Source organism: Kitasatospora sp. NPDC091207 (assembly GCF_044768625.1).
In the GTDB taxonomy this organism is placed as follows: domain Bacteria; phylum Actinomycetota; class Actinomycetes; order Streptomycetales; family Streptomycetaceae; genus Kitasatospora.
The window spans coordinates 63750-80769 of the sequence record NZ_JBIVVS010000007.1 but is presented as its reverse complement, the minus strand read 5'-3'; the positions used below and the strand labels follow the sequence as shown (position 1 = coordinate 80769).

The 17020-nt window shown below is 74.3% G+C and carries 15 protein-coding genes; 4 read left to right on the top strand and 11 right to left on the bottom strand.

Going from position 1 to position 17020, the window contains the following annotated elements:
• Window positions 1-58: 58 nt before the first annotated feature.
• The 8 genes from fxsA (ACIQTO_RS14945) to pdxH all read right to left on the bottom strand — a co-directional run bounded on the left by fxsA (ACIQTO_RS14945) (window position 59) and on the right by pdxH (window position 9695).
• Entirely contained in the window at window positions 59-244 is a 186-nt protein-coding gene (fxsA, locus tag ACIQTO_RS14945) for an FxSxx-COOH cyclophane-containing RiPP peptide (protein ID WP_402387971.1), read from the bottom strand.
• Window positions 245-493: 249 nt separating this feature from the next.
• Complete coding sequence (locus ACIQTO_RS14940) at window positions 494-670, bottom strand: hypothetical protein (RefSeq protein WP_402387969.1); 177 nt, start codon at window positions 668-670, stop codon at window positions 494-496.
• Between the two features lie 234 nt (window positions 671-904).
• Window positions 905-1933, bottom strand: coding sequence for an aKG-HExxH-type peptide beta-hydroxylase (locus ACIQTO_RS14935; RefSeq protein ID WP_402387967.1), 1029 nt, complete (start codon window positions 1931-1933; stop codon window positions 905-907).
• A gap of 3 nt (window positions 1934-1936) precedes the next feature.
• Window positions 1937-3109 (bottom strand): FxsB family cyclophane-forming radical SAM/SPASM peptide maturase, encoded by a 1173-nt coding sequence (locus tag ACIQTO_RS14930; RefSeq protein ID WP_402387965.1) that lies wholly within the window; start codon window positions 3107-3109, stop codon window positions 1937-1939.
• 69 nt (window positions 3110-3178) lie between these two features.
• Window positions 3179-7195, bottom strand: a complete 4017-nt coding sequence (gene fxsT, locus ACIQTO_RS14925) for an FxSxx-COOH system tetratricopeptide repeat protein (RefSeq protein ID WP_402387963.1) — start codon at window positions 7193-7195, stop codon at window positions 3179-3181.
• Window positions 7185-8525, bottom strand: a complete 1341-nt coding sequence (locus ACIQTO_RS14920; protein WP_402387961.1) for a TIR-like protein FxsC — start codon at window positions 8523-8525, stop codon at window positions 7185-7187. The genes fxsT and ACIQTO_RS14920 overlap by 11 nt, the downstream gene beginning before the upstream one ends.
• Window positions 8526-8681: 156 nt before the next feature.
• Window positions 8682-8867, bottom strand: a complete 186-nt coding sequence (gene fxsA / locus ACIQTO_RS14915) for an FxSxx-COOH cyclophane-containing RiPP peptide (RefSeq protein ID WP_402387959.1) — start codon at window positions 8865-8867, stop codon at window positions 8682-8684.
• A 195-nt stretch (window positions 8868-9062) separates the two neighbouring features.
• Window positions 9063-9695, bottom strand: a complete 633-nt coding sequence (pdxH, locus tag ACIQTO_RS14910) for a pyridoxamine 5'-phosphate oxidase (protein WP_402388150.1) — start codon at window positions 9693-9695, stop codon at window positions 9063-9065.
• 415 nt (window positions 9696-10110) lie between these two features.
• Between pdxH and ACIQTO_RS14905 the strand changes: the two genes are divergently transcribed.
• Both ACIQTO_RS14905 and serC read left to right on the top strand, forming a co-directional pair.
• Window positions 10111-11211 (top strand): citrate synthase 2, encoded by a 1101-nt coding sequence (locus ACIQTO_RS14905; protein WP_402387957.1) that lies wholly within the window; start codon window positions 10111-10113, stop codon window positions 11209-11211.
• Between the two features lie 132 nt (window positions 11212-11343).
• The gene (serC, locus tag ACIQTO_RS14900; RefSeq protein WP_402387955.1) at window positions 11344-12462 is read left to right on the top strand and encodes a phosphoserine transaminase; all 1119 of its coding nucleotides are present in this window, start codon (window positions 11344-11346) and stop codon (window positions 12460-12462) included.
• A gap of 170 nt (window positions 12463-12632) precedes the next feature.
• On the opposite strand, the gene ACIQTO_RS14895 is transcribed toward serC, so the two are convergent.
• Window positions 12633-13430, bottom strand: a complete 798-nt coding sequence (locus tag ACIQTO_RS14895) for an SDR family oxidoreductase (RefSeq protein WP_402387952.1) — start codon at window positions 13428-13430, stop codon at window positions 12633-12635.
• An 85-nt stretch (window positions 13431-13515) separates the two neighbouring features.
• On the opposite strand from ACIQTO_RS14895, the gene ACIQTO_RS14890 reads away from it, so the two are divergent.
• On the top strand, window positions 13516-14124 hold the full coding sequence (locus tag ACIQTO_RS14890; RefSeq protein WP_402387949.1) for a TetR/AcrR family transcriptional regulator: 609 nt from the start codon (window positions 13516-13518) through the stop codon (window positions 14122-14124).
• Window positions 14125-14235: 111 nt separating this feature from the next.
• Here the strand turns inward: ACIQTO_RS14890 and thpR are convergent, their stop codons facing one another.
• Window positions 14236-14823, bottom strand: a complete 588-nt coding sequence (gene thpR, locus ACIQTO_RS14885; RefSeq protein ID WP_402387946.1) for an RNA 2',3'-cyclic phosphodiesterase — start codon at window positions 14821-14823, stop codon at window positions 14236-14238.
• A gap of 44 nt (window positions 14824-14867) precedes the next feature.
• On the opposite strand from thpR, the gene ACIQTO_RS14880 reads away from it, so the two are divergent.
• On the top strand, window positions 14868-15386 hold the full coding sequence (locus tag ACIQTO_RS14880; protein WP_402387943.1) for a GNAT family N-acetyltransferase: 519 nt from the start codon (window positions 14868-14870) through the stop codon (window positions 15384-15386).
• Window positions 15387-15434: 48 nt separating this feature from the next.
• Here ACIQTO_RS14880 and ACIQTO_RS14875 read toward each other — a convergent pair whose 3' ends face one another.
• Window positions 15435-16937 carry an MFS transporter gene (locus tag ACIQTO_RS14875; protein WP_402387940.1) on the bottom strand — a complete coding sequence of 501 codons (1503 nt, stop codon included), beginning with the start codon at window positions 16935-16937 and terminating at the stop codon, window positions 15435-15437.
• Window positions 16938-17020: the final 83 nt, after the last annotated feature.

Sequence of the window (17020 nt, the reverse complement as noted above, 5' to 3'; positions counted from 1 at the left end):
AGGCCTGTTGAATTCGGGTGCGGCCCGGTGGAATTCCGGCCCGCTGTTCCCGGACCGGTCAGATCGAGGAATTGAAGGCGGCGACCGCGACCCGGCCGGCTTCGGCGCCGGGCAGGGCGCGCCGCAGCAGGGCGGCGAGCTCCTCCGCGCCGAGGGCGGCGAGTTCGGCGAGCGAGGGTCCTCGGTCCGGGGCCTGAGCGTCCGTCAGTTCGGTGCCTGGCCTGGTGCTGGTTACCGGAGTCATATTCGTTCCTTAGGCGCGGTTAGAACCTGCCGAGGGTGGGTAAGCCACCCGATTGCGACCAATGTAGTACCCAGTCGACGTCCGCGCGGCACCTCGCGGTCTCAAGTTGGTCTCCCCGGCCGGTCGACGGCCTGTGGCGGCGCCCGAGGGCCCCAGAAATCACCCGTCCGGCGGTCGCGCACTTCGCCGTGGCGCGCGCCGAACCGTTTCCGCCGGGCCGGGTGCCGGCCCGGCGGAGACGACCTCGGCTCAGCGTCCGGCGGCGTACCCCCAGAGGCTCGCGGTGATCTGGGCGCTGAGCGCCCCGGCGGTGCCGGCGCAGGACGCGACGACCATCGCGTCGAACGCCCGTCGCAGCAGGCCCTGGCGGCGCGGTGGGCCCGGCGCCACCGGGGGCCGGTCCTGGTTCTGGGTAGGCTGGTGCATCGGAGTACCCCTCCTGTGTAGAGACCGGTGCTCTCGGGGGGAGTCCCATGACGGTCAGGCGGCCACCTGATCGGTCGTCAATGGGGCTTCCCCCGCTCATTTCTGCGGTAATTCACAAGGTACTGCCCGGGGGCCGGCCGCGCTGCGGCGAATTGGTTCCCCGACCGGTCGGCGCCGAGGACATTCACCCGTCCACCGGTCGCGCACCCGGCCGGCTCGGCCCCGTCTCGCAGCTCAGCCGCCCAACGCACCGACAGTACGCAGGAGTTCCTCGGTGAACTCCCGGCCGTGCACGGTGAGCTCTCCGCTGCCGAGCAGGATGGTACCGGCCGCCAGGGCGTGCCCGCGCCAGCGGGTGAACTCCTCACCCGCCCGGCCGACCCCCGCCCCGCCGGACCGCTCGGCGCACCAGAAGTCGGCGACGCCCAGGTGCGCGTAGGTGCCCTGCAGCAGGGCGCCGACCGGGCGCGGATCGGGCCGCCAGGGGGCGTGGTGGACGGCCGCGCCGTTGGGCCGGTGCAGCGGCACGAGGTCGAGCAGCGCCCCGAGTTGGAGGTGCAGGAACTCGTGCACCAGAGCGAGCGCGAGCAGCACCGGATCACCCGGCAGCGAGGCCGCCACCGCGCCGTACGCCCGGCGCGCGGCGGCACTGACCGCCTCACCGCCCGGTGCCGGGCGCAGCGGGACGATCGTGGTGACGCAGGCCGCGACCGCCTCCGCGTACGGCCGGTGGCGGCGCACCAGGATCCGCCAGGCGCCCGCCAGCGCGGTGTGCCAGGCGGCGAGTTCGCGGGCGTCGAGCGGCCCGGCCGGTGGCCGGCCGTAGTCCACCCGGCGCTGCCCCGCGTGATCGATCACCGGCGCCCAGCGCAGCCCGTCGCACTCCAGCGGGACCGGCTCGGCCGCCGGGGGCCGGAGGAACTCCCGCAGCGCGTCCAGCCGGACGGCCTCGCCCGCCGTGCGGGCCCGCAGGCTGTCGGCCGCCCAGGCGTCCAGTTCCGGCCGCAGCAGCACCGCCTCCCAGCGGGCCCGGTCCGTCCGCTGCGAGGCCCGGACCTCGGTGTACGCCGCGCGGTAGCCGGCGTCCTCGGGCGCCGCCCGCCGCAGGGCCAGCAGCAGCAGCGCGCGTTTGCTCACCTGTCCGGAGCGCAGCAGCCGGACGGCCTCCGGTCCGCCGCGCGCGGCCGCGATCGCCCGGAACGTCGCCCGGTCCACCCCGTGCCGGGGCACCCCGTCCGCGCCCCGCCCACCCGTACCAGCCACCGGTCATCCTCCTCGCTCGGCACCCGCCGTGTCCGCCCGCAGCCTCCCCGCGATGTGGCGGATCAGCCGGTCCAGGTCGGCGCAGTACACGGACGGGTGAGCGAAGCCGCCCCCGGCCGCCGGGCCCGGGTAGCGGTGCGCGTACAGGCCGCCGCCGCACACCCGCACCAGCGGGCAGGCCGTGCAGACCGGCCCGAGGCCGTCGAGGCCGCGCTGGCGGGCGCGGAACGCCGGGTGCGCGGCCGCCTCGCCGAAGCCGTGCCGGAACACGTCCAGGCCGGTTCCGGCGGCTCCGTCGGCCACCACCTTGAGACTGTCGGCCTGTTCGATCGCGCCGTCCGTCTCGACCACCACGAGGTCCACCGGTGCCAGCCCGACCGCCTCGCTGGCCGCCCGCCCGCCGAGCAGGAGCACGGCCAGCTCCTCGAAGAGCCGGACCCCGGTCTCCCGCCGGGGGGCGCCGTACCAGCGGTCGAAGGCGGCGATCAGCCATTCCCCGTACGGCGCCGCGTCCCGGCCCGAGGGCGGGCCGGTCGGCAGCTCCCGGCGCACCCCGGCCGGCGGGGCCGCCCACGTCCCGTGCGGCAGCAGCAGGTCGACGCGCGGCGGCGCGAACTCCAGCAGCGCCTCGTAGGTGGCGACCGGGTCGGCGGCGAGGTCCACCACGCAGAGCAGCCCGGCGAACAGCTCCCGGTGGGCCGCCGAGCCCAGCAGCCGCAGCGCCTCGGCCGTGCGCGCCCAGCTGCCCCCGCCGGACGGCAACCGCCGGTGCCGGTCGTGGTCGGGGGCGGCGCCGTCCAGCGACACCCCGACGGCGACCCGGTGCCGGTGCAGCACCTCCAGCAGCGCCGGCTCGTCCAGCAGCCGCAGTCCGTTGGTCTGCAGGCTGAACCGCACCTTCGGCGCGACCCCCGCCAACTCCCCCAGCACCGCGTCCAGATGGGTGGCGCCGACGAGCAGCGGCTCACCGCCGTGCAGGATCACCGCGACCTCGTCGAGACTGCGGTCAGCCACGTGCTCGGCGATCCGCCGGGCCGCCCGGCGGACCGTCGCCAGCTCCATCCGGCGTGGCTGCCGGCGCCAACTCTGGTCCGCCGCCTCGTACATGTAGCAGTAGTCGCAGGCCAGGTTGCACCGGCTGTGGACCTTGAGCAGGAACTGGCGGAACGGCACCATGCCCGCGAGCCTAGCCAACTCCCGGCCACCCGCCCGCCGGGCCGGCCCGACCCGCGCGGCCGGCCGGTCTCACACCGACGGCGGCTCGATGTCGGAGTCCAGTCGCAGCCCCGCCTTGACCGCCACCGTGGTCGGGTGCTCCTCCCCGAGGGTCTGCCGGGCCCGGCGGACGCAGTCGCCGCGCAGTTGGGTCGCGCGCTCGCCCTCCCCCGCCGCGGCCAGCGACAGCGACAGGTTGGAGTTGACCCCGATGGCGTCGTAGTGGTCCGGCCCGAGGGCCTCGGTCATCAGCGGCGCCGCCCGCTCCTCGAAGGCCAGCGCCGCCGCCGGTTCCCCGGACAGCACGAGGTCGTTGGCGTGGTTCATCATCGCGATCGGGATGTACGGGTGCTGGTCGCCGAGGACGGTCCGGAACTGCGCCAGGGTGCGGCCGGACAGCTCCCGGGCCTCCGCCGTGCGGCCGGCCAGCCGCAGGTAGACGGAGAGGTTGTTGGCGCCGGCCAGCGTGACCGGGTGGTCGCCGCCCAGGTAGTCCCGGTAGCGGGCGAGGGCGCGTTCGGCCAGCTGGATCGCCCGGTCGGTGTCGCCGAGCGCGCTGAGGTCGCTGGCCAGGTTGGTGGCGGCGGCCAGGGTGTCCGGGTGCTCGGCGCCGTTGATGTCCAGGTAGCGCTGGTAGATGTCCTCGTCTATCTCCAGCGCCTCGTGGTAGCGGCCGGCCCGGCGCAGCGCCACGGCGAGGTTCTTGCGGGCGCGCAGGGTGTCGGTGTGGCCGTCGCCGATGGTCTGCTGGTAGATCCGGACGGTCTCCTCCAGCAGGTCCAGCGCCTCCCGCAGCCGTCCGGTCTCGCGCAGGTCGCGGGCGTAGTTGGAGGCGGAGGACAGCGCGTAGAGGCTGTGCGCGCCGAGCGCGTCGCGCTGCTGGAGGTAGTTGCTGCGGTGGCGCTCCAGGGCGGCCCGGCGGTCACCGGCGAGGTAGTCGGACACGGCCAGGTTGTTGGTGATCATGAGGGTGCGCGGGTGGTCGGGGCCGAGGGTGCGCCGGGCCGCGTCCAGGGTCCTGCGGTCGCGGGCCCGGGCCTCCTCGTAGCGCCCGAGGAAGCGCAGGTCGGCGCCGAGGCTGTTGGCGACGGCGAGGGTGTGCGAGTGCTCCGGGCCGAGCGTGGCGGTGAAGCGGTCCAGGATGTCCTGGTCCATCTCGTACGCCTCGTGGAGGGCGCCCTGGGAGCGCCGGATGTTGCTGAGCTGGGTGCGCAGCATCAGGGTCTGGGCGTCGTTCTCGGCGTCGAAGCCGGGGCCGCCGTAGTCCTGCTGCCGCCAGATCTCCAGGGTCCGCTCGGCGAGGTCGCGGCCGGACTCGTGCAGGCTGCGCTTCCACTGGTAGCGGACCGAGTCGATGATCCACTGCCGGACGTCCTCGTCGCCGCTGCCGGCCGCGCCGGAGGGCCACAGGTGCGGCAGGAGTTCCGCGTACTGCGGCCAGTTGGCGGGGATGTCCGGGTCGCCGGGGTTGGCGGTGGCGAGCGCGGCGTGCACGACCGCCCGCAGCCCGGCCCGCTGCTCCTCGTCGACCTGGTCGCGCAGCACGGCCTGGACCAGCCGGTGCACGGTGATGGTCTCGCTGCCCTGGTCGGTGCGGGCCAGGCCGAACCGGTTGATGGCGCGCAGGAACTCGCCGATCGCCAGCTTGTCGCGGGGCGCGCGCGGCGGCAGCCGCAGCGCGTGGGTGACGGCGCGGCTGTAGAGCAGCCGCATCGGGATGGCGTCGGGCCCGAAGAACGCGCAGATCTCCAGGATCTGGGCGGCGGGGGCGTTCAGCCGGCGCAGCTCCTCGACCGAGATCCGCCAGGTCGCCGCCGCCGAGTGCGGGTACTCGGCGGTGCGCAGCCGGGTGCGCTCCAGCATCTCGGTGAGCTCTTCGTCGAGCAGTTCGAGGTAGGTGGCGATCGGCATCGACGTCTCCTGCAGCCAGACCGCGGCCTGGCCGACGGCGAGCGGCAGGTCGCCGAGCCGGTGCGCGACCTGGTCGGCGTCCTCCGGGGCGAGGCCGGTGTTGAAGCGGCGCAGCAGCCGGACGCTCTCCTCCCGGGTGAAGACGTCGACCTCGACCAGACCGGCGTGCTTGGACCAGCCCTGGTTGCGGGAGGTGATCAGCACGTGTCCGCCGGAGGAGCCGGCCGGCAGCCAGGGCGCCAGCTCCTCGGGGGTGCCGGCGTTGTCGTAGACCAGCAGCCAGCGGCGGTACGGCTCGCCGCGGCGCAGCGCGTCCAGCACCGCGGCGGCGGTGTGGGCGACGTCGTCGCTGCTCTGCACGCCGAGCCGGGGGGCGAGTTCGGCGAGCTTCTGCGGGATGTTGGCGGGCTCCTCGGCGGGCACCCACCAGACCACGTCGTAGGCGGCCTTGAAGCGGTGCGCGTACTCGCCGGCGATCTGCGACTTGCCGGCGCCGCCGAAGCCGTAGAGCACCTGGCTGAGCACCGCGGTGGGGCCGCCGGTGAAGCGGTTGCGGAGCAGCTCCAGCAGCCGGCCGCGCCCGGTGAAGGAGGCGTTGCGCGAGGGCGCCTCCTGGATCTGCGGCGCGGTGCCGGGGAACCGCGCGGGGGCCGCGAACTCACCGCTGTCCCCGTCCGGCTGGCGGACGCTGCCGGGCGGCGGCCCGAGCTCGCTGTACAGCTGGGACTCGGCGAGCACGGCCGAGGAGCGGACCAGGTCGGGGACGGCCCGGCCGACGAACGGACGGGGCACCGGATCGTCCGAGTCCTGCAGCCGCAGCGCCACCAACGCCGGGGACCCGGAGCCGAGTTCGTGACCGCTGAGCAGCTGCCAGGCCTCGGCCGCGCGGGGCAGCGCGGTGTACTCGGGCGACAGCAGGGCGAGCAGCCGGCCCTGCCCGTCCAGCGGACCGGCGGCCTCCGGCGGGCGGCCGCCGGGGTACGGCTCGGCGGCGTTGTGCAGCGAGGTCTGGTAGCCGAAGCCGGTGAGGGTCGCGGCGGCCCACTCCGCCCACATCCGGTCCTCGGGGGCGTAGCTGACGAAGACCTGCCGGGGCATCGTGCGGGTGGAGCGCAGGTAGGCCCCGTACAGCCGGCGGCGGGCCTCGCCGGTGAGCGGGCGCAGCGTGCGGACCCGGCCGTCGGTGATCCAGCCGGCCAGCCGTTCGAAGGCGTTGAGCAGGCTGCGCGCCTCCTGCGGCCGGTCGGCGACGGTGGCGGGCACCTCCTCGTAGGCGTAGAAGGGCTTGTACGGGACTTCGACGTCGCTCCAGTAGGCCGCCCGGCGTTCGGCGGACAGCCAGCGGCCGAGGTAGGGCGCGAACGCCTCGCGGGCGTAGTCCCGGCCCGCTTCGAGGCGTTCCTGCTCGGCGTCCTCGACCCGCATCGGCACCGGCAGGACGCGGATGGCCCGCTCCTCGGCCTCGGCGATGGTGCGGGCCGCGTCCACGCCGCCGCGGATGTTCTGCGCGCTGAAGGTGAAGCAGTCGACGACGGAGTCGGGCATCAGGACGGTGCAGATGCCCGAGGTGTCGCTGACCCCGGTGCGGCTGTCGATCAGCACGTAGTCGTAGGACCGGGCCCAGCGGTCGCGCAGCTCGCGCAGGAACTCGCCGCCCCGGATGTCCCGCCCGTGGTAGAAGCTGCGCCAGTTGAAGCTGGTGACGGCGGCGGGGTAGGCCGCGTTCTGCCGCCCGGCCGGCAGGAAGTCCAGGCGGCCGCCGGGCGGCAGGTCGAGCGCCAGGCCGCAGATGTAGCCGGCCAGCCGGCCCGGTTCGTCGAGCCAGGCGGCGGGGGCGAGCCCGCCGCCCGGGCCGGCGACGCTGGGGAGCGCCTGCTTGACGTAGGCGCGCAGCAGGTCGATCAGGCCGTCGGTGGCGTGCAGTTCGGGATCCACCAGCAGCGGGTGGTAGTAGCGGTGCAGGCCCGGAGCCTCCAGGTCCCAGTCGACCACCAGGACGCGCAGGCCCCGGCTGGCCAGGATCCAGCCGACGTTGGCCAGCGCCATCGTTCTGCCGGTGCCGCCCTTGAACGAGTAGAAGGTGACGACCGATCCCGGTCCGGTCCGCTCCGGGTCTGCGCCGGGCTCAGCGAACATCGTCCTGCTCCCTCCTCGACGGCACTGCCGTCCCGTCCGGGCTGCGGCGCGGTCCCGGCGGCCCGGCCGGGACGGCCAGTCCGGGCATCACCGGGGCGGCGTCCTCCCCGTCGGGGCCGAAGCCGAAGGCGGCGCCGTCGTCATCGTCCCCCCAATCGAAGTTGTCGTCCATGAGCTTGTTCTGAGCGACCGTCACCATGATGGTGAGGTCGGTGTCGAAGCTCTCCCGGCCCACCGCGACGCGGAACAAGTGCTCCAGGTCGCTCCGGCGCAACCAGTTGCGGCGGAACACGCCGCGCACGCCGGTCCACAGCGCGTCGCGCTCCGGGCCGGCCGGCGGGTCGTCCGTCCCGGCCGGGACCATCACGCCGGTGACGGGGTGGTTCTGGTCGTCGTACTCGCGCAGGGCCGGCCGGTAGACCTCGCTGCCGGCCATCCACGGGTCCACCAGCAGCACGCTGACCTGGTTGTCCTCCCGGGCCCGGTCGAGCCTCTCCCCGAGACCGGGCCCGATCTCCTCCAGCGTGGTGGTGTGCCCGGCGGAGGTGATCACCTGCTGGGCGCGGAGCGCCAGTGGCGGCTGGGTCGGCGGGTGGTAGGGCGCCCACTGCCACGGCTTGGCCCCGTACCAGCCGCCGCGGCACGAGCCGCCCGCCCCGGCGGCGGCCGCGGCGTCGGAGGAGCGGCCGGCGGCGATGAACAGCCGGACCATCCCGGCGGTGGGCGCGGGGCGGATCGCCGGCACCACCGGGAAGTAGCCGCGGACGGCGCCGAGGTCGAACTCGGGCAGTTCACCGAGCCGCCGGGCGGCCGCGTCCCGGATCCGCTCGGCGACCACCCGGACGACCAGCCGGTAGTCGGGGCCCAGCGGGTCGGTGCGCAGCAGGTCGCGCAGGCCGGAGCGGGCGTAGGCGTCGCCCATGCCCTGCTGGACGAACTGGATCTTCCGTACCTCGTCCGGCAGTTCGCCCGGCAGGGCCTCCCAGAGCACCGGGATCAGGGCCGGCACGACCTCGCCGGCCAGGTCCTCGTGCCGGCGGACCCGGCCGCGGAACGCCGTCCACTCCTTGCCGCAGTAGAGGCTGGCGAAGTAGGCGGGCGAGTAGAGCGCGACCATGGTCCGGCAGCGGGCCAGCATCTGGGCGAGCTGCTGCTCCCAGTTGTCGCCCAGCCGCAGCCCCTCGGTGTCGCGGTAGGCGAGCTCGTCGGCGCCGGCGGCGGGCTCGATCCGGCCGAGCTCGTCCCGCAGGTCGTTGAAGAACTGGTCGACGAAGGCGTCCCCGGCCTCGTAGTCCCGCCGCGCGTAGCTGAAGAAGAAGTACGGCCGCACTGATCCCCCCGGGCCCGACGGTGCCGCGACTGCGCTGCTGTCCTACCCAGCATGTCGTGAACTCCACCGGCCGCGCCCGGCAGTTGGCCAAGCCGGTGGGCGCGGGGTCCGGCGGCGTGCCCCGGGCCCTGTCCCGGTGTCCTGCGGCGCGGGACGCTAGAGCGCCGACTGGAAGGCCGCGACCGGCTCCGCGCCGGGGGCCAGGACGTCGGAGACCACCCGGCGCAGCAGGTCGCCGAGGACGGTGTCGGGCAGGGCGTCGATCTCGTCCAGCGGCAGGGCGGTGACGTCGACCAGGTCAGAGCCGAGTCCGGCGGCCGTTTCCGCGCTGGTGACGCCCATCAGTCCCTCATTCGATCGTCTCGGCCCGCCGGGCCGGTGGCCCGGGGAGTCGGTCCCGGTCCGCGACGCGCATCCTACACCCGGGCATGACGGGGCATCAGGCGTGCGGGTGGCGCCGCGCCCGGCGCTTTCCCGGGCCCGCCGGCGCGGGCCCCCGGCGGCGGCGGCCGGGCCGCCCGGGCGCCCGGCTCCGCGTCACGGGCAGAGCCGCTCCACCCGCCAGCCGGCCGCCGCCGCCGGGTCGGCGAGGAAGCGGAGCCGGTCGTGCAGCCGGTTCGCCCGGCCCTGCCAGAACTCGACGCTCTCCGGGACCACCCGGTACCCGCCCCAGAACGGCGGCACCGGCACCCCCTCGCCCTCCGGGTAGCGGCGCTCCAGCTCCGCGTACCGCTGCTCCAGCACCTCCCGGCTGCCGACCGGGCTGGACTGCTCGCTGGCCCAGGCCCCGAGCTGGGAGCCGTGCGGACGGGTGCGGAAGTAGGCGGCGGTCTCGTCCCGGCCGACCTTCTCGACCCGGCCCTGCACGATCACCTGGCGGGCCAGCGCGATCCACGGGAAGAGCAGGGCCGCCTGCGGGTTGGCGGCCAGCTCGGTGCCCTTGCGGGAGCCGTAGTTGGTGAAGAACACGAAGCCGCGCCGGTCGAAGCCCTTCAGCAGGACCGTCCGCGAACTCGGCCGGCCCCCGGCGTCGGCGGTGGAGAGCACCATCGCGTTCGGTTCCACCACCCCGGCGTCGTCCGCCTCGTGGAACCAGCGGGTGAACTGGGCGATCGGGTCGGCGGCGATCAGCTCCTCGACCAGGCCCTCGTGGGCGTAGTGCTCGCGCATCACGGTCAGGTCCGGCCCGGGCCGGGCCTCCTCGGCCAGGATCCGGGTGGCGGGGCTCGGGGGCGTCGACTGGGCGCGTTCCGGGGTCTGCACGTCAACATCATCCCGTACGACAAGCAACCGGCACCGCTACCTCCGGACAAACCCCGGTGGGAGATAAGGTGTCTCGCCACCGTTCGGCCGCCCGAGCTACAGGCAAATGTCCGGAAACCAGTGATTGATTCCGGAGATTCGCCGGGCACGACCGGCCCTCAGGTGAAGGTCGAGCGGTCCTGCGGGAAACATCACCACTGTGGTGTATGGCGCAATGCACCCCGTGCCTGTCACGCTGGCACCGAGTGCCAACCACCATCGGTCACTGGCGCACCGCCCCACCACGGCGGACCGCCGATCGCAGAGCTGAAGGAGCCGTCGCATGTCCGACTTCGTACCCGGGCTTGAGGGAGTCGTCGCTTTCGAGAGCGAGATCGCCGAACCCGACCGTGAAGGCGGCGCCCTGCGGTACCGCGGAGTCGACATCGACGACCTGGTCGGCCACGTCTCCTTCGGCCACGTCTGGGGCCTGCTGGTGGACGGCAAGTTCAACCCCGGACTGCCCGCCGCCGAGCCCTTCCCGATCCCGGTCCACTCCGGCGACATCCGGGTGGACGTGCAGTCCGCCCTCGCCATGCTCGCCCCGGTCTGGGGCCTCAAGCCGCTGCTCGACATCTCCGCCGAGCAGGCCCGTGACGACCTCGCCCGCGCGGCCGTGATGGCCCTCTCCTACGTGGCGCAGTCCGCCCGCGGCCAGGGCCTGCCGATGGTCCCGCAGAGCGAGATCGACAAGGCCGAGACGGTCGTCGAGCGCTTCATGATCCGCTGGCGCGGCGAGCCCGACCCGAAGCACGTCAAGGCCATCGACGCCTACTGGACGTCCGCCGCCGAGCACGGGATGAACGCCTCCACCTTCACCGCCCGCGTCATCGCCTCCACCGGCGCCGACGTGGCGGCCGCCCTCTCCGGCGCGGTCGGCGCGATGTCCGGCCCGCTGCACGGCGGCGCGCCGTCCCGGGTGCTCGGCATGATCGAGGAGATCGAGCGCACCGGCGACGCGACGGCCTGGGTGAAGAACGCGCTGGACAAGGGCGAGCGCCTGATGGGCTTCGGCCACCGCGTCTACCGCGCCGAGGACCCGCGCGCCCGCGTGCTGCGCCGCACCGCCAAGGAGCTCGGCGCGCCGCGCTTCGAGGTCGCCGAGGCGCTGGAGAAGGCCGCGCTGGAGGAGCTGCACAACCGCCGCCCCGACCGCGTGCTGGCCACCAACGTCGAGTTCTGGGCCGCCATCATGCTGGACTTCGCCGAGGTGCCGGCGCACATGTTCACCTCGATGTTCACCTGTGCGCGCACCGCCGGCTGGTCGGCGCACATCCTGGAGCAGAAGCGCACGGGCCGGCTCGTCCGCCCCGCCGCGCGCTACATCGGCCCGAGCACGCGCAGCCCGCGCGACATCGAGGGCTACGAGGCCATCGCGCACTGAGAACCGCTGGTCAGCGGCGGGTCCGACGCTCCGTCGGACCCGCTGTTTCCGCAGCTCGCGGCCGTGAAGATCGCATCTCAGCGGGCGGACCGGCGTACCGATTCCGCGGGGGCGGCCGGTAGGCTGCCGCCCGTGGCTCAGATCCAGATCCCCGCTGACATCAAGCCCGCAGACGGCCGTTTCGGCTGCGGCCCGTCCAAGGTGCGCCCCGAGGCCCTGAGTGCCCTCGCCGCCACCGAGACCTCCCTGCTCGGCACCTCGCACCGCCAGGCCCCGGTGAAGAACCTGGTCAAGCGTGTGCGTGAGGGCGTGAGCAGCCTCTTCTCCCTCCCCGAGGGGTACGAGGTGGTCCTCGGCAACGGCGGCTCCACCGCCTTCTGGGACATCGCGGCCTTCGGCCTGGTGCGGGAGAAGTCCCAGCACCTCGACTTCGGTGAGTTCTCCTCCAAGTTCGCCTCCTCGGTCAAGGCGGCCCCCTGGCTGGGCGAGCCGACCGTGATCAAGACCGCCCCGGGCACCCACCCGCTGCCGGTCGCCGAGGCGGGCGTGGACGTCTACGCGCTCACCCACAACGAGACCTCCACCGGCGTCGCGATGCCGATCGGCCGCCCGGCCGGCGCCGACCAGGGCTCGCTGGTCCTGGTGGACGCCACCTCGGGCGCCGGCGGCCTGCCGGTCGACATCACCGAGACGGACGTCTACTACTTCGCCCCGCAGAAGTCCTTCGCCGCCGAGGGCGGCCTGTGGCTGGCGACGTTCTCCCCGGCCGCCCTGGAGCGCGCCGCCGAGATCGCCGGCTCCGGCCGCTACATCCCGCCGTTCTTCGACCTGCCGACGGCCATCGACAACTCGTCGAAGGACCAGACGTACAACACCCCGTCGATCGCCACCCTGTTCCTGCTGGCCGACCAGCTGGACTGGCTGAACGGCAACGGCGGGCTGGACTGGGCGGTCGCCCGGACCGCCGACTCCTCGTCCCGCCTGTACGGCTGGGCCGAGAAGTCGTCGTTCGCCAACCCGTTCGTGGCGAACCCGGCCGAGCGCTCCCAGGTCGTCGGCACGATCGACTTCGACGACGCGGTGGACGCCGCGGCCGTCGCCAAGGCACTGCGTGCCAACGGCATCGTCGACACCGAGCCGTACCGCAAGCTCGGCCGCAACCAGCTGCGCGTCGCGATGTTCCCGGCCATCGACCCGGCGGACGTCGAGGCGCTCACCGCCTGCATCGACTACGTGGTCGAGCAGCTCTGAGCCGCCGGCCGGCCGAACGGGCCGGCCCACGCGTGAGGGCCACCGCCCGCGGGCGGTGGCCCTTCTGCCGTTGTCGCGCTACCTGCCGACGATCGAGCTGATCAGGACGACCACCAGCAGCAGCACCAGGGCGCCGGTCACGATACGCATACGAGTCTTGGGGTCCACGGTCATCGAGCGTACCTGCGGCCGGCCGGCGGCTGGACCCCGAGGTTCGATCCGCCGCTGGCGTCCAGGTTCTGCCCGGTGATCCAGCGGGCGTCGTCGGAGACCAGGAAGGCCACGATGTCGGCCACGTCGGCCGCCTCGCCGACCCGGTCGAACGTCGAGTAGGCGGCCACCCGCTCCCGCGCCCGCGGGTCGGCCAGCCAGGGGTTGATGTCGGTGGCGACGACGCCCGGCAGCACCGCGTTGACGGTGATCCCGCGCTCGCCGAGCTCCTCGGCGAGCGTCAGCGTCAGGGTGTTCAGCGCCCCCTTGGTCATCGCGTAGGAGACGGCCGCCGGGAACGCGACCCGGGTGACCCCGGACGAGACGTTGACGATCCGGCCGCCGTCGCGCAGCCGGCCCAGACCGTGCTGGACGACGAAGAACGGCGCTTTGGCGTTCACCGCGAAGACCCGGTCGAAGTCCGCCTCGGCCACTTCGTGGATCCGCCCGAACTGAGCGGTCCCGGCGTTGTTCACCAGGATGTCCAGGCCCTCGCCGCCGCCGTGCGCGGCGAGGGCCTCGTCGAAGGCCGCCCAGAGCGCCGGGGCGTCACCGGGCACCCCCAGCTCGGCGCCGACCGCGAAGGCCCGCCCGCCGGCCCGCCCGATCGCCTCGACGACCTCCGCCGCCGCCTCGGCGTTGCCGCCGTAGTGGACCCCGACCAGTGCGCCGTCCCGCCCCAGCCGCTCGGCGATGGCCCGCCCGATCCCCCGGCTGCCGCCCGTCACCAGTGCCGTCCTGCCCGCAAGCGCGCCCATGGCTACGCCCCCTCAATTCTGTAGCGGTCGCTAATGAAAGGAACCGTACCAGAGCTTCTGTAGTGGTCGATATAGAATGACCGGCATGGCCATCACCCCCGCCGCCCGCACCCCGCAGCGCGGACGCCCGCGCTCCTTCGACCGCGAGGCCGCCCTGGAGCAGGCCCTCCGGCTGTTCTGGGAACGCGGCTGGGAGGCGACCTCGGTCGCCGACCTCACCGCCGCCATGGGCATCCGCCCGCCGAGCCTGTACGCGGCCTTCGGCGACAAGCGGGCGCTGTTCGAGGAGGTCGTCAGCCGCTACCAGGGCGGCCACGGGGCGTACGCGAGCCGCGCGCTGGCCGAGGAGCCCACCGCCCGGGCCGGCATCGCCCGGATGCTGCGCGAGGCCGCCGCCCAGGCCACCGACCCGGACCACCCCTGGGGCTGCCTGCTGATCAGCTCGACCGTGAACTGCACCTCGCCCGAGGTCGACCAGGCGGTCCGGGCGATCCGCACCGCCAACCTCCGCGCCCTGGAGTCACTGATCCGGGCGGACGTCGCGGCCGGCCACGAGCCCGCCGAGGCCGATCCGGCGGCGCTGGCGCAGTTCACCGCCACCGTGCTGCAGGGGATGTCCCAGCGGGCCCGCGACGGCGCCGGCCGGGCCGAGCTGGAGCGGGTGGCCGCCGACGCGATGCGGGTCTGGCCCTGACCGACGACCGGCGGGTCCGGCACCACCGGACGGCCGCGGATCCGGCCCCGACCGACGGGCGGCGGGCGGCGGGTCCGGCCCCACCGGGCGGTCGCGGATCCGGCGCGGGCCTCAGCTCCAGCGGGCCAGCGGCCAGCGGCGGACCGTCTCGTAGTGCGCGAAGCCGCCGTCCAGCTCGCTCTTCATCAGGCGCAGCTCGGCGGCCTCCCACTCCGGCCCGCGGTACTCCCCCAGCGCCAGCACCAGGGAGTCCAGTTCGGCCGCCGCCACCCGCTGCACCGCCCGCCGGTGGCCCCGGGAGGAGCCGGCCCGGGCCAGGGTCAGATGCGGGTGGAAGCTGAACGCGTCCACCTCGCCGACCACGTCCGCGGTGGCCTCGTTCACGGCCTCGGCGAGCCGCCGCAGCGCCCACGCCTGGCCCTCCACCCCGGCCCAGAGCACCCGGTCGCCGAACCGCCCGGCCCCCGCGAGCCGCAGCCGGTGCACGGCGTGCACCCGGGCCACCGCCGCCAGCCCGGTCTCCAGCTCCGGCAGCCGCTCCGCCGGCACCTCGCCGAGGAAGGCCAGGGTGAGGTGCCAGCCCTCGACGGCCGTCCAGCGCAGCCGGTCCGCCCCCGGCAGACCGCGCACCGGGGCCACCGCGTCGACCAGCCCCCGCAACGCCTCCACCGGCGGCAACACCGCCACAAAGAGCCTCATGGGGCCATCTTCCCCCGCCGTACGGTTTGGGCTAGAACCGTTTCATGAAGATCCGTACCGGCGGCCCCGCCGACACCGCCGACATCCTCTCGCTGCTCGACGGCGCGGTGGCCTGGCTCGCCGCGCGCGGCCGGGCCGACCAGTGGGGCGACCAGCCCTGGAGCAGCACCCCGGCCATGATCGACCGCATCGAGGGCTACACCGCCGAGCAGTTCCTGATCCGGCTCGCGACCGACGACGAGGGGCACGCCATCGGCTGCTGCGTCCTGTCGGAGCAGGCCAACGCCTACGCCACGCCCGTCGACGAGCGCGAGCTGTACATCCGCAACCTGGTCACCGACCGCGCCCTGAAGGGCTCCGGCATCGGCGCCGCGCTGATCGCCGACGCCCTCGACGAGGCCCGCCGGCGCGGTATCGGCCTGGTCCGGGTGGACTGCTACGCGAGCGAGGACCGCCGCCTGGTCGGCCAGTACCGCGCGCTCGGCTTCACCGAGACCGAGTCCTTCGAGTCCGAGTACAAGGGCAAGCCCTGGCGGGGCCAGATCCTGGAGATCCGGCTCTGACCCCGCGCCCCGGGCGCACCGCACGGCGCGTCCGGGGCCGACCGTCCGTCAGCAGGCGGCGGCCAGCTCGGACTTGGCCGGGGTCACGGTGCGCGGCACGAAGGCCACCACCCGCCCGCCGCGGCCCGGGTGCAGGTCGAACCGGACCCGCAGGTCCGCGCTGCGGGCCAGCACCAGACCGATCACGCCGGCCGCCAGCGCCGAGACCAACCCGCAGGCCAGCAGCCCGAGTCGGGGCCCGTACGAGGCCGTCACCCAGCCCACCACCGGGGCGCCGATCGGCGTGCCGCCGGTGAAGACCAGCACCAGCAGGCCCATCACCCGGCCCCGCATCGCGGGGTCGGTGGCCAGCTGGAGCATCGAGTTGACCGAGGTGTTGAAGCTCAGCCCGAACACCCCGATCAGGGTCAGCAGCAGCGCGAAGGACCAGTAGCCGGGCGCGAAGGCGGCCAGCACCTCCAGGGCGCCGAAGGCCAGCGCGGCGGCGACCAGCCGGCGCAGCCTGGGCACGCCGCGCCGGGCCGCGAGCAGCGCCCCGGCCAGCGAACCGACCGCCATCGCGGTGTTCAGCAGGCCGTACTGCCCGGCACCCACCTTGAAGGTGTCGTAGGCGAAACCGGAGAGCAGCGTCGGGAAGTTGAACCCGAAGGTGCCGATGAAACCGGCCAGCACCATCGGCCAGAGCAGCTCGGGCCGCTCCTTGACGTACCGCAGGCCCTCCCTCAACTGCCCCTTCTCGCGGGCGATCGGCGTGGTCGGGCGCAGTTCGCCCGGCCGCATGGCGAGCAGCCCGCCGATCACGGCGGCGAAGGAGAGCGCGTTCACCGCGAAGGCCCAGCCGCTGCCGACCGCGGCGATCAGCAGGCCCGCGACGGCGGGACCGACCAGCCGGGCCGTCTGGAAGTTGGCGGCGTTCAGGCTGACCGCGTTGGCGAGGTCCTTGGGACCGACCATCTCGGAGACGAAGGCCTGCCGGGTGGGGTTGTCCACCACCGTGACGAGGCCGAGCAGCAGCGCGAACGCGTACACGTAGTACGGCGTCACCACGCCGCCGATGGTCAGCACGGCCAGGCCGAGGGCGAGCAGACCCATCGCGCCCTGGGTGTAGATCAGCAGCCGGCGCTTGGGCATCCGGTCGGCGAGCACGCCGCCGAAGAGACCGAGCAGCAGCATCGGCAGGAACTGCATGGCGGTGGTGATACCGACCGCGAGCGGGCTGCCGGTGAGGCTGAGCACCAGCCAGTCCTGGGCGATCCGCTGCATCCAGGTACCGGTGTTGGACACCACCTGGCCGGCGAAGTAGTAGCGGTAGTTGCGGACGCGCAGTGAGGAGAACATCCCTCCGGGCCGGGTGAAGCGGGCTCCGGTCGGGGATTCCTGAGCGGCGGGGGTGACCGCCGCGGTGCGTTCGTCGGGGTCGTCGTCGCCGTTGCCGGGCAGCCCTGCGGGGGCGGGTGCCGAGGCGTCGGCGGTCGCGGCGGTGGCCGCGGCGGGTTCGGTGGTCGGGTCGTCGGTGCGGATGGCGGCGCTGGCTGCGGCCGGCGGTGTCACGGTGCTCTCCCCTCGCGGCGCGACGACCCGGCGGGGGGTCGTCGCGCTCCTGGTTTCGGTGGTCGGTGCTGCGGTGATGCGGT